We start from the raw sequence: 14,441 nt of genomic DNA on the forward strand, positions 1-14,441 counted from the left end.
TGTAAAAGCGCCCGCCGCGTGGATAAACGGCCAACTTCATCCATCACTATTTGTAGAATCCAAACAATCCCCCCTGCCTACCGGAGCACCCATGGACCGATTTGATGCAATGACCGCGTTTGCGCGCGTGGTGGAGACCGGCAGCTTCACCAAGGCGGCCGAAACGCTGCACATGAGCAAGACCAGCGTCACGCAGCTCGTGCAGCAGCTCGAGGCGCGGCTGCGCGTGCGTCTGTTGAACCGCACCACGCGCAAGGTCAACGTCACGGCGGACGGCGTGGCGTACTACGAGCGCGTCATCAAGTTGCTGGCCGACATGGACGACGCCGAGACCAGCCTGTCCAGCGCCGCGGAAGCGCCGCGCGGCCGCCTGCGCGTGGACGTGCCCAGTCCGCTGGCGCGCATGGTGCTGGTGCCGGCCCTGCCCGCCTTCCACGCGCGCTATCCCGACATCCAGCTCGACATGGGCGTCAGCGACCGCATCGTCGACCTGATCGGCGAGAACGTCGACTGCGTGGTGCGCGGCGGCGAGCTGACCGACCAATCGCTGATGGCCCGCCGCGTCGGCGACCTGCGATTGGGCGTCTATGCCGCGCCCTCTTACCTGAAGCTGGCCGGCAAGCCGGCGCATCCGCGCGAACTTGAAGACACGCACCATCGCATCGTCGGGTTCCTGTGGCAACGCACGGGCCGCGCACTGCCCTACGCCATGCGCCGCGGCAACGAAGTCGTCAACGTGCACGGCCGCTATGTGCTGGCCGTGGACGACGGCAACGCGTATCTTGCAGCCGGGTTGGCCGGCATGGGCGTGATGTGGCTGCCGGATTACATGTCCGCGCCGCATCTTGCGCAAGGCGAACTGGTTCCGGTCTTCGAGGACTGGCGGATGGACCCGATGCCCATGTACGTGGCGTTCCCGCCCAACCGCCACGTCAGCGCCAAACTGCGCGCCTTTATCGACTGGATCATCGAACTGGTGGGCGCGTATTCGCCGGCGGCGGCGAAATAGCGACGTAAGCCGCGCCCGCCGGCGCTAGTTTTTGGCAAGCTCACCCGCCAGTTCGAGCGCGCGCGCCAGGAACACCGACGCGTCATCCTTGCGGTAGCTGACGATCACGGGCGATACGAACGCGTCGGCTTCGATCCGCACATGCGCGACGTCCTGGCGTTGCAGGCGCTGCACGGACGCGGGCACCACCGTGACGCCCAGGCCCGCCGCAACCAGCCCGATGGCGGTCTGCAATTCGTTCGCCTCTTGCGCCACCTGCAACGAATGGCCGGCGGCGCGAAAAAGCCCCAGTACGTGATCCGCATAGTTGGGCCGCGGCCGAGCCGGATACAGGACGAAGGGCTCGCGCGCCAGCCGGTCCACCGAGGCGCTGCCCTGGCCCGCCAGCGGATGATGCAGCGGCACGGCGGCCAACAAGGGTTCGGTCATCAGCACGCGGCGCTCGATTGCCGGATCGTCCAGCAGGATGCGGCCGATGCCCAGGTCGATGCGGCCCGCCTTCAGCGCTTCGAGCTGCGGCAAGGTGTTCATTTCCATCAGGCCCACTTCGACCCGTTCGTCCGCGCTGCGCAACAGCCGGATCAGTTCCGGCACGAAGCCGTACAGCGTGGATGGCACGAAACCGATGCCGAACCAGCGCCGCTCGGTCTGACCCAATCGGCGCGTACCTTCCAGCACCTCGTCCAGCCGGGCGGTCAACAGGCGCGATTGCTCGAGCAGAAAACGGCCCGCCTCCGTCAGACGCAGCGCGCGCGTGGTGCGCTCGAACAGCAGCACGCCCAGTTCTTCCTCGAGCTGCTTGATCTGGCGGCTGAGCGGCGGCTGCGCGATGTGCAGCCGCGCGGCCGCCTGCGTGAAACTGCCGGCTTCGGCCACGGCCTGGAAGTAGCGCAAATGCCTGAGTTCCATGACGATTAAGACCCTGGAGGTATCAATTGAAACCCATATAGTCTTGGACGCCTTGGAAAAATGCAAGCGATACTGCGTCCATCGTTCGGGCGCGTCCGGTTAGAGTATGAATCGAGCCGGCATCGCCACCAATAATTCAAGAAACACGGAGACACCATGCGCTTGCGCCCTGTATTCAAACCCTTCGCCCGCGCCTTGCTGGCCGCGTCGCTGCTGACCGGAGCGGCCGTCGCGCACGCCGATGCCTATCCCGACCGCCCGGTGAAGTGGATCGTGCCCTTCCCGCCGGGCGGCGCCATGGACAGCATCGCGCGCACGCTGGGCGAATCCATGGGCAAGCAGCTCAACACGTCGTTCATCGTGGAGAACCGCGCGGGCGCGGGCGGCAATATCGGCGCGGCGGCCGTGGCGCGCGCCAAGCCGGACGGCTACACCATCCTGATCGTGGCCAACGGCATGGCCGTCAATCCCGCGCTGTACCAGGATCTGAACTACGACCCCATCAAGGACTTCGCGCCGATCTCGCTGTTGGCCGTGGTTCCCAATGTGCTGGTCACCAACCCGGCACGCACCGGCGCGACGAGCGTCCAGGACGTCATCACCAAGGCGAAGGCGCAGCCCAATCACTACACGTACGCCTCCGCGGGCGTCGGCACGTCGATCCATCTGGCCGGCGAGATGTTCGTGTCGATGACGGGCGTGGACATGCTGCATGTGCCGTATAAGGGCAGCGGCCCGGCCGTCGCCGACCTGCTGGGCGGGCAGGTCGACTACATGTTCGACAGCATCACGTCCGCCAAGCCGCACATCGCGAGCGGCAAGCTGCGCGCGCTGGGCGTCACCACCACCAAACGTTCCGCCGCCCTGCCCGACGTGCCGACCATGCAGGAAGCGGGCGTGCCGGGCTACGAGCTGATGCCGTGGTTCGCCGCCTTCGCCCCCGCGGGCACGCCGCCGGACGTGGTGACCAAGCTGAACGACGCCATGCGCACGGCGCTGGCGGATCCGAAAGTGAAGGCGACGCTCGACTCGATCGGGGCCGAATCCATCGGCAGCACGCCGGACGCGCTGCGCGACCACCTGGCCAAGGAAACGGCGCAATGGAAGGACCTGGTCAAGGAACGCGGCATCAAGATCAACTGACCGGCCGCGCGGCGCACGCCTGGGGTATCGTTGGACCTTCCCCTCCCCAGCGAAGGAAGTCCATCATGGCTTTGAAACACGCGGATCCCGGGCAAGTCATCGACCTGAAGCCCTACGGCGCGGCGCTTGCGCAGAAGCAGTCGGTTGCGCTCTTCAAGTCCGAGGATCTTGAGGTCATGCGCCTCGTGCTGCTGGCGGGCAAGACGATGCCCTCGCATGACGTCGAGGGCGAAATCACCCTGCAATGCCTGGAGGGCAATGTGGAGGTTTCCGCTGGCGGCGCCACGCACATCCTGGACGCGGGACACCTGATGTACCTGCCAGGCCGCGCGCCGCATTCGCTGTTTGCGCTGGAGAACGCATCGGTGCTGGTGACGGTGGCATTGAAGCGCGCGTAACGCCAACCGGCGCAGGCGCCCTGCCGTGCGACGTCCAGGGCGCCTTCTCTCTCCGCTGCGCGGTTGCCAATCGTCAGCCTAGTTACGCGCACGCCCCTCGACCGCCTTGCGCAGCACGCCGATGAAGGCCTCGTTGAACGCGGGAATATCGTCAGGCTTGCGGCTCGACACCAACACGCCGTCGACGACGGTCTCCTCATCCACCCAATCAACGCCCGCATTGCGCAGGTCGTCCTGCAGCGATGGCCAACTGGTCATCCTGCGGCCCTTGACCACGCCGGCGGAAATCAGCAGCCAGGCGCCGTGGCAGATGACCGCAACCGGCTTGCCCGCGTCAAAGCACGCGCGCACCAGATCCTGCGCCTTGGGCTGCATGCGGATTTCATCGGCATTGACCACGCCGCCGGGCAACAGCAAGGCGTCAAAGACCTCCGGCTCCGACGCGGCCTGCAAAAACGTAAGGTCCACCGGAAACCGATCACCGGGCTTGTCGTGATGAAAGCCTTGGATCGGGTCGGTGCGGGCGGACACGAGCACCGTACGCGCGCCCTCCTCGTGCAGACGGTGACGCGGGCCAGTGAGCTCGACCTGCTCGAAACCATCGACGGCCAGGATGGCGATGTTGACGTCTTGAAGAGTTGCCATGGTTGCTCCTGTTTAGTGGGCCCAGGGTTTGGACACGTCGATCAGAATCCCGGGGCGCGACGCACACGGGCAGCAAGTGCCATGCCGCGTCGGCGGCGGGTGCGCGTATGATTGCCACCCGGCAAGGCGCACATCCCGCCCCGCCGACCTGAAGATTCGATCAGGTTCCATTCGTCGTGAGGCTGGATATGCGTTTGGTGCTGTGGTTGACGTTATTGCTTTTTTCGGCGGCAGCTAGCGCTGCCAATTACCCGTGCTCCGGAAAGAAGGGAGGCGTGGAGCGCTGCGTGGGCGAACAGTTTCTTTGCCGCGATGGGTCCATCAGCGCGTCGAAGCGAATCTGCTCTAGTCCGGACAGCAGCGCCTCGTCTCTCACATCGAAGGCGCCGGCCGCCAGCGCGACCGGCTCCTGCAATTGCCGCGACGGCCAGTATTGCACCGGCCCGCGCGGCGGCACGTTCTGCTATTCGGACAGCGGCAAGAAGTCCTATCTCAGAAAGTAGACGCTGCGCTCGCTGATCGCTAAGGCCGCGCCGCAGCGACCGGTTTCGGCGGCTGCGCGGGTTGCGCCGGTTGCGCGGGGGTGACTCGCCAGATCGTGTTCGACAGGTCGTCGGCCACGATAAGCGCACCCTTCGGATCCACCGTCACGCCTACCGGGCGGCCGCGCGTCGTGCCGTCGTTGTCGCGAAAGCCTGCGACGAAGTCGATGGGCGGGCCGGATGGCCGGCCGTCCGTGAACGGGACGAAGACCACCTTGTAGCCAACCGGATCCTTGCGGTTCCAGCTTCCGTGCTCGCCGACGAAGACGCCGTTGGCAAAACGATCCCCCATCGAAGCCTCCGAGAAATCGACGCCCAGCGCCGCGACGTGCGAGCCCAGGGCGTAATCCGGCGCGATGGCCGACGCGACCTTGGCGGGATCCTGCGGCCGGACGCGGTCGTCCACGTTCTTGCCCCAGTAGCTGTAGGGCCAGCCGTAGAAGGCGCCTTCCTTGACCGTGGTCAGGTAGTCGGGCACCAGGTCCGGACCAAGTTCATCGCGCTCGTTGACCACGGCCCACAGTTGACCGGTGTCGGGCTGGATCGTGAGCGCGGTCGGGTTGCGCAGGCCGGTGGCGTACGTCTTGTATTCGCCGGTGCTGGCATTCACACGCCAGACCCGTGCGCGGTCGACTTCCGCCGTCATCCCGCGTTCGGTGATGTTGCTGTTCGAGCCGATGCCGACGTACAGGTATTGCCCGTCCGCGCTGGCGGTCAGCGCCTTGGTCCAGTGATGGTTGATCTCCGACGGCAGCGGCGTGACGACTTCAGGCGGCCCACTCGCCTTGGACTGCCCGGGCTGATACTCGAACCGCACCAGCGCGTCCTGGTTGGCCACATAAAGCTGGTTCCCGATCAGCGCCAACCCGTACGGCGCGTTGAGGTTCTCGGCAAAGACGGAGGCCTCGTAGGTGCCATCGCCTTCCGGGTCGCGCAGCAGCGTCAGGCGGTTGCCGCCCTTGACCGGGCTGGTGCCGCGTGCCTTGATGACGGCGGCGATCACGTCCTTGGGCTTGAGGTCGGGCGCGCTGCCGCCGCGGCCCTCGGCCACCAGAATGTCGCCATTGGGCAGGACGAGTGTCTGCCGGGGGATCTTCAAGTCGGTCGCGATGGCCGAAATCTTGTAGCCCTCGGGAACGGTGGGCAGCTTATCGCCCCACGAGGCAGGCTTGGCTATGACCATGTCGGGCAACAGGCCACGTTCGGGTTTGGGCAGATCAGGCGAAGGCCCATATTGGCCTCCGGCCTGCGCGCTGCACACCCCTGCCATCACCAGCAAGGGAATTCCGGCAATCAGTCGTAGGTGATTCATAGCGGCCCCCTGATGTGCGGGGTGCGGAAGCCCAGCCAGAGCGCCAGAAGCGCCAGCACTGTGCCGACTGCAGACAGAATCAGTGCGGTGGGCATGCTCGCCCAAGCGTCGCGGGCGTGCAGAAATGCATTGAACAGGCCTACCAGCCAGGCCGCCAGCAGCACGACGGCATAAGGAACGATTCCGCGCGCGCGCTGGGTAGCCCTGAACAGGTCCACGATGGCAAACAGCAGCGCAATCGCGCCAAACAGGAGTCCACCGACCAGCAGCCAGGACGCGAAATTGTTCCATTGGATGTGAAAAGTCTGCGCATAGGCAGCATCCGCGAGTGCCGCGCCGAGGAACAAGGGAAACATCCCGGCCAGGAATACCGCCGGCATGGGGCGCACGGTAAGGGCGTACCGATTTTCGATGAGTTGGGTCACTGGATCGCCTCGTGAGTTGCAGGCCCGAGCAGATGCCCGAGAAGCGCAACGCAGCAAGTCGTGTTCCTGTGTCCGTGCCGAGGCCCGCGCGCTTCGGTTCAGCGCGTGGCGACCTGCGCCGGTGTATCCGGACGCCAGCCTCCGCCCAGCGCCTTGTATGCCGCCACCGCTGCGCGAGCGGTTTCTGCTTGGGCCTGCGCCCGGTCGTCAGAAGCCTGCAAGAGCGAGGCGTCCGCATACAGCACGTCGACCAGACTGGCGGCGCCGCGCTTGTAGGCCGCGAACGACGACGCTCGCGCCTGCGTCAGCGCGTCTTCGCCGCGGGTCAGCACCGCCGACTGTTCGGCACCGTGGATCAGTGCGGAAAACGCGTTCTCGACATCTTCCGTGGCATGCAGGACCGCCAGGCGATATGCCGCCAGCGCCTCGGCCTCTTGGCCCTTCGCCCCTTCGATCTGCGCGTTGATGCGGCCAAAGTCGAACAGCCGCCAACGCAGTCCCAACACGCCCGTGGACTGGCTTGCGCCGGCGGAGAACAGATTGCCGCTGGACACGGCCGTGGCGCTGCCCAGCAAGCCGCTCAACGAGAACTTCGGGTAGAACTCGGAGATGGCCTCGCCAATACGGGCGTTGGCGGCCGCCAGCCGGCGTTCGGCCGCAATCAGATCGGGCCGGCGCTGGAGCAGATCCGCGGGAGCGCCCATTTCCTCGATCCGAGGCGCGGCGGGTATCGGCGCGTGCGCCGCCAGTTCGGCGCGATGCGTGCCGGGCGCGGCCCCCAGCATGACGTCCAAAGCGTTCATGGCCGCATCGAGCCCACTCTGCAAACGTGGAACGGTTGCCTGTACTTGCGACAGCGCGCCATCCGCCTGACGCACCTGGTAGTGCGCAGCCAGCCCGCGTTCGTGCAGCAGCGCGACCTTGGCAACAAGGTCCTGCTGCGTCCTGACCTGCCGCTGTGCGATGTCCAAACGCGCCTGAAGGCTGCGGATCACAATGTATGTGTCCGCGGTTTGCGCGGCCACCGCAAGCTGCGTGGCCATCGCCGCCGCTTCCGAGGCCTGAAATCTAGCGATGGCCGCCTCACGGCCACGCCGCAGGCCGCCGAACAGATCGACTTCCCAGCTGGCCTCAAGATTGGCTTCGTACTGGTTGCCCCAGCGGTCGTAACCGGGCATCGTACTGGCCACTTGTCCCAGTGGCGTCTCACGCGACTGATGCGACCTCGCGGCCAGGCCGCGCACCGAGGCCGACGGCAGCAAGGCCGCGTTGGCCGCGCCCAGCCCCGCACGCGCCTGCGTCACGCGTGCCGCCGCCTGCGCCAGGGCCAGGTTCTGCGCGATTGCCAACGACACGTATCGCGCCAGCATCGGGTCGTCAAATTGGCGCCACCACGTATCGAGGCCTTGCACGGCCCCCGATCCGGCTTGCCGGCCCGGGGCCTGCGAGTAGTGAGTGGGAACCGGCGCCTCGGGCCGGTGGTAATCAGGGCCTGCCGCGCACCCGGCCAGCACGCTGGCGCAGAGCAAGACAAAGGAATGACGGGCAAGCATGGGAATCCTTCAGGCGGTTAATTTTTGGTGACTATAATACGTTTTGGTCACTTGTTGTCAACAAAAATGCACCGGGTTAAGCTGCACGCATGACGAAAGCAACATCCCCCGCCCTTCAGCCGCGAGGCCCCTCCGATCACGACGTCCGCGATCAGATCGTCGAAGCCGCCACCGAATATTTCGGCCTGTACGGTTTCGACAAGACCACAGTCTCGGACCTGGCCAAGGCCATCGGATTCTCCAAGGCCTATATCTACAAGTTCTTCGACTCCAAGCAGGCAATCGGCGAGGTCATCTGCGCCAACCGCCTGAACACGATCATGGTGGCCGTCGACGCGGCGGTCGCCGACGCGCGGTCCGCGCCAGACCGGCTGCGGCGCATGTTCAAGGCCCTGGTGGAAGCCGGCAGCCAGCTCTTCTTCCACGACAGCAAGCTGTACGACATTGCGCGAACCTCGGCCAGCGAGTCGTGGCCTTCCGCGCAAGCCTATGAGGCGCACATCAAGGGCCTCATCCTGCAGGTAATTCGCGAGGGCCGGGAAGCCGGCGACTTCGAACGCAAGACGCCCCTCGATGAAACGGCAGACGCCATCTACCTCGTCATGCGGCCGTATATCAATCCCTTGCTCCTGCAGCACAATCTGGCCAATGGCGCGGAAGCCACGGTGCAGTTGTCGAACCTGATCTTGCGTAGCCTGGCGCCGTAAATTTTCTTTTGTGACCATTGACCTTATTGGTCACTTGTATAAAATGGGGACCTTCTTTGTGAGGATGGTCTCCCATGCTTTGGCGTCCGCTTGCCCCAATTGCCCTCTGCCTGTTGCCTGTCGCCCTTGCGGCATGCGGCGATAGCCCCCCGTCAGATCCCCGCGTCGACCCACCACTTGTCAGAGTCGGCGTGGCGCAGATCACATCCGCGCCCGCACGCTCCTTTTCGGGTGTCGTGGCGGCGCGCGTGCAAAGCGACCTGGGATTCCGCGTGTCCGGGAAAGTGCTGGAGCGACTGGTCGACACCGGTCAATCGGTGACCCGCGGCCAGCCGCTCATGCGCCTGGATCCGGAAGATCTGGGCCTGCAGGCCCGTGCGCAGATTGAAGCCGTGGCCTCCGCGCGTGCGCGCGCAAAACAGGCTGTCGACGACGACGCCCGCTATCGCGGCCTGGTGGCAGAAGGCGCCGTGTCAGCGTCGGCCTATGCGCAGATCAAGGCCGCGGCCGACTCGGCGCGTGCCGATCTGAAGGCGGCCGAAGCGCGGGCCGACGTCGCGAAAAACGCGTCGAGCTATGCGGTGCTGGTGGCGGACGCGGACGGCGTCGTCGTGGACACGCTGGCCGAACCCGGACAGGTCGTTGCCGCCGGGCAGTCCGTCGTGCGGCTGGCGCGCGCCGGCCAGCGCGAAGCCATCGTGCACCTTCCCGAAACACTACGGCCATCCGTGGGCTCCGCCGCCCGGGCGATGTTGTACGGCGACCGCCAATCCCCCGCCCCGGCCACGCTGCGGCAACTGTCGGATGCGGCGGATCGGGTCACGCGGACGTTCGAGGCCAGGTATGTGCTGGAAGGCGCGCTGGCTCGCGCCCCGTTGGGGGCCACCGTCACGATCGACATTCCGCAGTCGCCGGACGGCACGCCCCTGCTGCAGGTGCCGATAGGCGCGGTCTTCGACACCGGCGCCGGTCCGGGCGTCTGGGTGGTGGTGGATGGCGCCCCGGCCCAGGTGGCGCGGCGGCCCGTCCAGGTGCACGGCCTGAGCGACGATGCGGCGCGTGTCGCCGGCGATCTCAAGGCCGGCGAACGTGTCGTGTCCTTGGGCGCGCATCTGCTGCATGAAGGCGAGCCGGTCAGGCTCGGGGAGCAGAACGCCGCCGCCCTCGTGGGAGCGCGTTGATGAGCGAAGGCCGCTTCAATCTGTCTGCGCTCGCCGTGCGCGAGCGCTCGATCACGCTGTTCCTGATTCTTCTCGTCTCCGTCGCCGGGATTCTCGCGTTCTTCCAATTGGGCCGTGCTGAAGATCCGCCCTTCACCATCAAGCAGATGACCGTCGTCACCGCATGGCCCGGCGCGACCGCACAGGAGATGCAGGACCAGGTCGCCGAACCGCTGGAGAAGCGGCTGCAGGAGTTGCGGTGGTACGACCGAACTGAAACCTTCACGCGGCCCGGCCTGGCATTCACCATGGTGTCGCTGCTGGACAGCACACCGCCCCAGGCGGTGCAGGAAGAGTTTTATCAAGCGCGCAAGAAGCTCGCCGACGAAGCCGGACGTCTGCCTCCCGGCGTAGTCGGGCCCATGGTCAATGACGAGTACGCGGACGTCACGTTCGCCCTCTACGCGCTCAAGGCGAAGGGCGAGTCCCAGCGTCTGCTCGCCCGCGATGCCGAGGCCCTGCGCCAGCAATTGCTGCACGTGCCGGGCGTCAAGAAAGTGAACATTATCGGCGAGCAGCCCGAGCGCATCTTCGTGTCGTTCTCCCATGACCGCCTGGCTACGCTCGGCGTCGATCCGCAATCCATTTTTGCCGCGCTCAACGCGCAGAACGTCCTGACGCCTGCCGGGTCGATCGAGACCAAGGGTCCCCAGGTGTTCCTGCGCGTAGACGGCGCGTTCGATAGCCTGGACAAGATCCGCCAGACGCCCATCACCGCCCGGGGACGCACACTGAAGCTTGCCGACGTGGCGACCGTGGAACGCGGCTATGAAGACCCGGCCACGTTTCTGGTGCGAAATAAAGGCGAGCCCGCGCTGCTCTTGGGCGTGGTCATGCGCGACGAATGGAACGGGCTCGATCTGGGCAGCGCGCTCGAGAAGGAGGTCGGCAAGATCAACACCGCATTGCCGCTCGGGATGAGCCTGACCAAGGTCACCGACCAGGCAGTGAACATCAGCGCGGCCGTGGACGAGTTCATGGTCAAGTTCTTCGTCGCACTACTTGTCGTGATGCTGGTGTGCTTTATCAGCATGGGGTGGCGCGTCGGGATCGTGGTCGCCGCCGCCGTGCCCCTGACCCTTGCGGCGGTGTTCGTGATCATGGCGGCCTCGGGCAAGAACTTCGATCGCATCACGCTTGGCTCGTTGATTTTGGCGCTCGGCCTGCTGGTGGACGACGCCATCATTGCCATCGAAATGATGGTGGTCAAGATGGAAGAAGGCTACAGCCGGATCGCAGCGTCGGCGTATGCGTGGAGCCACACGGCCGCCCCAATGCTGTCCGGCACGCTCGTCACCGCAGTTGGTTTCATGCCGAACGGTTTCGCGCGTTCCACCGCGGGCGAGTACACCAGCAACATGTTCTGGATCGTCGGCATTGCGCTGATCGCGTCCTGGGTGGTGGCGGTGTTCTTCACGCCGTATCTGGGCGTGAAGATGCTGCCGGACATCAAGAAGGTTGAAGGCGGACACCACGCCATCTACGACACCCGCCATTACAACCGGTTCCGGCGTCTGCTCCGGCACGTCATCGGCCGCAAATGGCTGGTGGCGGGCTCGGTGGTTGCGGTCTTTGCGCTGGCCGTGGTTGGCATGGGCCTGGTCAACAAACAGTTCTTTCCCACTTCGGATCGGCCCGAGGTGCTCGTTGAAGTGCAGATGCCGTACGGCACGTCCATTGAACAAACCAGCGAGGCCGCTGCGACAGTCGAAGCGTGGCTGGCCAAGCAGGCGGAGGCCAGGATCGTCACCGCGTACATCGGACAAGGCGCGCCGCGCTTCTTTCTTGCCATGGCGCCCGAGCTGCCGGACCCGTCATTCGCCAAGATCGTAGTGCTGACGGGAAACGACAAAGAACGCGAAGCGCTCAAGTTCCGGCTTCGCCAGGCCATCGCCGACGGCTTGGCGCCGCAGGCGCAGGTCCGCGTCACCCAGATCGTGTTTGGCCCGCCCTCGCCGTTCCCGGTCGCCTATCGCGTCATGGGGCCTGATGCCAGCCAGTTGCGCGCGATTGCCGCGCGCGTCCAGTCGATCATGCGCGCCGATCCCATGATGCGCACCGTAAACACCGATTGGGGCGCGCGGGTTCCCGCCCTGCACTTTACGCTGGACCAGGACCGGCTTCAGGCGGTGGGACTGACCTCCAGCTCGGTCGCCTTACAGTTGCAGTTCCTGTTGAGTGGCGTACCCCTCACCAACGTTCGCGAGGACATCCGCTCGGTTGAAGTGGTCGGCCGCGCGGCCGGTGACGTCCGCCTGGATCCAGCCAAGATCGCCGGCCTGACGCTGGTGGGGGCCGACGGCCAACGCGTGCCGCTGTCGCAGGTTGGCACGGTGGATGTGCAAATGGAGGATCCGATCCTGCGGCGCCGTGACCGCACGCCGACCATTACGGTGCGCGGCGACATCGCGGAAGGCCTTCAGCCGCCTGACGTTTCCGCCGCGATCTTCAAGCAACTGCAACCGGTCATCAACGATCTGCCAGCGGGATATCGCATCGAACAGGCTGGTTCCATCGAGGAATCTGCGAAGGCAAGCACTGCCATGCTGCCGCTGTTTCCGATCATGATTGCCATCACCCTGCTGATCATCATCCTGCAGGTGCGATCCATCGCCGCCATGGTGATGGTTTTTGCGACCAGCCCGCTCGGCCTGATCGGTGTTGTGCCGACACTGCTCCTGTTCCAGCAGCCGTTCGGCATCAATGCGCTGGTCGGGCTGATTGCCCTGTCCGGCATCCTGATGCGCAACACGCTGATTCTGATCGGCCAGATCCACCATAACGAACAAGAAGGCCTGGCGCCCTACGACGCGGTGGTCGAGGCGACGGTGCAGCGGGCGCGGCCGGTGATCCTGACTGCACTGGCCGCGATACTGGCTTTCATCCCGTTGACGCACTCGGTGTTCTGGGGAACGCTGGCCTACACGCTGATCGGCGGCACGTTCGCCGGCACGATCATTACGCTGGTCTTCCTTCCAGCCATGTACGCCATCTGGTTCAAGATCCGCCCGGCCGCCGCGCAGGACGCTTCCCAACCTGTTGCGGCCCGGGTAACGACGGGTTGATTCACGCCGCCTGCGGCGCGGCACTCGCCCGCCGGGGCTTCACAACGAGGGGTCGTATGTACAGAAATCAACAGACGTGCTGGACGGTCCAGCACCAGGCTGCACTGGCGAGGCTGCGCTCAGGCGGGGGCAAGCCCGATATCGCCAGTCCGGATCAGATCGCCGGCATGACAGGCTTGCAGATCCTCCACGCGATGATGGCCGGCAAGCTGCCCTACCCGCCCATGAACGACACCGCGAACATGACGCTGGTGGAAGCGGACTCGGGCTGGGCCGTGTTCCTCGGCATCCCCGAACTGCGGCATTGCAATCCGTTCGGCACCGTCCACGGCGGCTGGTTCTCGACGCTGCTGGATTCGGCATTGGGTTGTGCGATCCAAAGTGCGCTTCCGGAAGGCAGGAGCTACACGACAGTCGAACTCAGTGTCAACATCGTGCGCGCGGCGGCGCCATCCACTGGCCCGCTTCGCGCCGCCGCCACGCTGATACATAGCGGCAAGCAGATCGCCACAGCGCAGGCGCGGGTGGAGGACGAGAACGGCAAGCTGTATGCGCACGCCACCACCACGTGCGTGATCTTCGACCGGCGTGCGTAGCGCGCCGCTACCCCCCGAACGACACCGACATCCGTTCCAACCACGCGCTGGCCACCGGTTGCCGCCGTGCCAGAAATCCCAGCGGACCCGCTTCGGCCATGCGCCAGTGCGCTGTCCCGAAACGCAGCGTTCCTCGCAGCGTGCAGCGCGTGCGGATCAGCCCTGCTGGCCCGTCCTGAACCGTCCAGACCGCGAAGCGTAGCGGTACGGCGACGCGCAGGCCGGGCCGGAATTGCACGCTTGCCGCGGGCCGCCCTTCCGCGACAAGCGACGCCTGCGTCAACGCGGCCGGCTCACCTGGCGCGCCCAAGGCACGCAGCGGCTCGAAATCGCCGATGCGCTTCGGGATGCCCCACAGCTTGCGGCCACCTTCTGCGGCCGCCTCGTCGTCCACCCAGATCGGCCCCACCGTGCACGCGGGCGCCAGCAATCCCGCGTGACGCACCGCCGTCGCAAAGAGCAACTCGTTGTAGGCGAGCGTGCCGCCCGGTTCGTAAGCGGTCCAGACGGTGGTGCAGATGGCATGGCGTCCCAACGTGACCACGCGGGCATCTCCGGGCGCCTGCTGCGGCAAATCGGCAACCGGCACCCGCCACGCGCTTAAGAGCGCATGGCCGTGCAGGTTCCAGGGCGCCTGCGGGTATGGCAACGGCGCATCTGAATACGTCCTGTCGCCCTGCGTGCCGGGCGGGGTGCCGTTCGAAGGAGAAATCATGCTGTTGAACTCCTGTAGGCTGCATGTGCACGTCCGGAATGCACACTCCCGGTCGATAGTAAGCGCCCTGCGACCGAACGCCGCATGCGCTTCCATTCAGACAGAATGCGTGAGGTTCTGTAATAGAATCCTGCCCATGTCGACTCATCGGGACTTTGCGTTTCAGCCCCGCGGCCTGCCTTGGCGGTTACTCGTCTGCCTG

The 14,441-nt window shown here is 65.7% G+C and carries 14 protein-coding genes; 8 read left to right on the top strand and 6 right to left on the bottom strand.

Annotated features, from left to right (window positions below):
• Positions 1-91: 91 nt before the first annotated feature.
• The gene (locus RT697_RS01165) at positions 92-1,009 is read left to right on the top strand and encodes a LysR family transcriptional regulator (RefSeq protein WP_313696615.1); all 918 of its coding nucleotides are present in this window, start codon (positions 92-94) and stop codon (positions 1,007-1,009) included.
• A gap of 24 nt (positions 1,010-1,033) precedes the next feature.
• Here RT697_RS01165 and RT697_RS01170 read toward each other — a convergent pair whose 3' ends face one another.
• The gene (locus RT697_RS01170; RefSeq protein WP_313696616.1) at positions 1,034-1,918 is read right to left on the bottom strand and encodes a LysR family transcriptional regulator; all 885 of its coding nucleotides are present in this window, start codon (positions 1,916-1,918) and stop codon (positions 1,034-1,036) included.
• A gap of 156 nt (positions 1,919-2,074) precedes the next feature.
• Here RT697_RS01170 and RT697_RS01175 point away from each other — a divergent pair, with 156 nt between their 5' ends.
• Both RT697_RS01175 and RT697_RS01180 read left to right on the top strand, forming a co-directional pair.
• Entirely contained in the window at positions 2,075-3,061 is a 987-nt protein-coding gene (locus RT697_RS01175; protein WP_313696617.1) for a tripartite tricarboxylate transporter substrate binding protein, read from the top strand.
• Between the two features lie 65 nt (positions 3,062-3,126).
• The gene (locus RT697_RS01180; protein ID WP_313696618.1) at positions 3,127-3,459 is read left to right on the top strand and encodes a cupin domain-containing protein; all 333 of its coding nucleotides are present in this window, start codon (positions 3,127-3,129) and stop codon (positions 3,457-3,459) included.
• A 78-nt stretch (positions 3,460-3,537) separates the two neighbouring features.
• Here RT697_RS01180 and RT697_RS01185 read toward each other — a convergent pair whose 3' ends face one another.
• Positions 3,538-4,104, bottom strand: a complete 567-nt coding sequence (locus tag RT697_RS01185) for a type 1 glutamine amidotransferase domain-containing protein (RefSeq protein ID WP_313696619.1) — start codon at positions 4,102-4,104, stop codon at positions 3,538-3,540.
• Positions 4,105-4,292: 188 nt separating this feature from the next.
• On the opposite strand from RT697_RS01185, the gene RT697_RS01190 reads away from it, so the two are divergent.
• Positions 4,293-4,607 (top strand): hypothetical protein, encoded by a 315-nt coding sequence (locus RT697_RS01190; protein WP_313696620.1) that lies wholly within the window; start codon positions 4,293-4,295, stop codon positions 4,605-4,607.
• Between the two features lie 19 nt (positions 4,608-4,626).
• On the opposite strand, the gene RT697_RS01195 is transcribed toward RT697_RS01190, so the two are convergent.
• The 3 genes from RT697_RS01195 to RT697_RS01205 form a co-directional block, all read right to left on the bottom strand.
• Entirely contained in the window at positions 4,627-5,958 is a 1,332-nt protein-coding gene (locus RT697_RS01195) for a sorbosone dehydrogenase family protein (RefSeq protein ID WP_313696621.1), read from the bottom strand.
• Positions 5,955-6,383, bottom strand: coding sequence for a DUF2231 domain-containing protein (locus RT697_RS01200; RefSeq protein ID WP_313696622.1), 429 nt, complete (start codon positions 6,381-6,383; stop codon positions 5,955-5,957). The genes RT697_RS01195 and RT697_RS01200 overlap by 4 nt, the downstream gene beginning before the upstream one ends.
• A gap of 98 nt (positions 6,384-6,481) precedes the next feature.
• The gene (locus RT697_RS01205; protein WP_313696623.1) at positions 6,482-7,936 is read right to left on the bottom strand and encodes an efflux transporter outer membrane subunit; all 1,455 of its coding nucleotides are present in this window, start codon (positions 7,934-7,936) and stop codon (positions 6,482-6,484) included.
• Between the two features lie 89 nt (positions 7,937-8,025).
• Between RT697_RS01205 and RT697_RS01210 the strand changes: the two genes are divergently transcribed.
• The 4 genes from RT697_RS01210 to RT697_RS01225 all read left to right on the top strand — a co-directional run bounded on the left by RT697_RS01210 (position 8,026) and on the right by RT697_RS01225 (position 13,524).
• Positions 8,026-8,643 (top strand): TetR/AcrR family transcriptional regulator, encoded by a 618-nt coding sequence (locus RT697_RS01210; protein ID WP_175121340.1) that lies wholly within the window; start codon positions 8,026-8,028, stop codon positions 8,641-8,643.
• A 74-nt stretch (positions 8,644-8,717) separates the two neighbouring features.
• A complete protein-coding gene (locus tag RT697_RS01215) occupies positions 8,718-9,824 on the top strand; it encodes an efflux RND transporter periplasmic adaptor subunit (RefSeq protein WP_313696624.1) in 1,107 nt (368 codons plus the stop codon).
• Positions 9,824-12,928: an efflux RND transporter permease subunit gene (locus RT697_RS01220; RefSeq protein WP_313696625.1), complete on the top strand. Its 3,105-nt coding sequence runs from the start codon at positions 9,824-9,826 to the stop codon at positions 12,926-12,928. Before RT697_RS01215 ends, RT697_RS01220 begins: the two co-directional genes overlap by 1 nt.
• A 56-nt stretch (positions 12,929-12,984) precedes the next feature.
• A complete protein-coding gene (locus RT697_RS01225) occupies positions 12,985-13,524 on the top strand; it encodes a PaaI family thioesterase (protein WP_313696626.1) in 540 nt (179 codons plus the stop codon).
• Positions 13,525-13,531: 7 nt separating this feature from the next.
• Here the strand turns inward: RT697_RS01225 and RT697_RS01230 are convergent, their stop codons facing one another.
• Positions 13,532-14,239: an acetoacetate decarboxylase family protein gene (locus tag RT697_RS01230; RefSeq protein WP_313696627.1), complete on the bottom strand. Its 708-nt coding sequence runs from the start codon at positions 14,237-14,239 to the stop codon at positions 13,532-13,534.
• Positions 14,240-14,441: the final 202 nt, after the last annotated feature.

Origin of the sequence: Achromobacter sp. (assembly GCF_032113835.1) — a bacterium.
Lineage (GTDB): Bacteria > Pseudomonadota > Gammaproteobacteria > Burkholderiales > Burkholderiaceae_B > Achromobacter.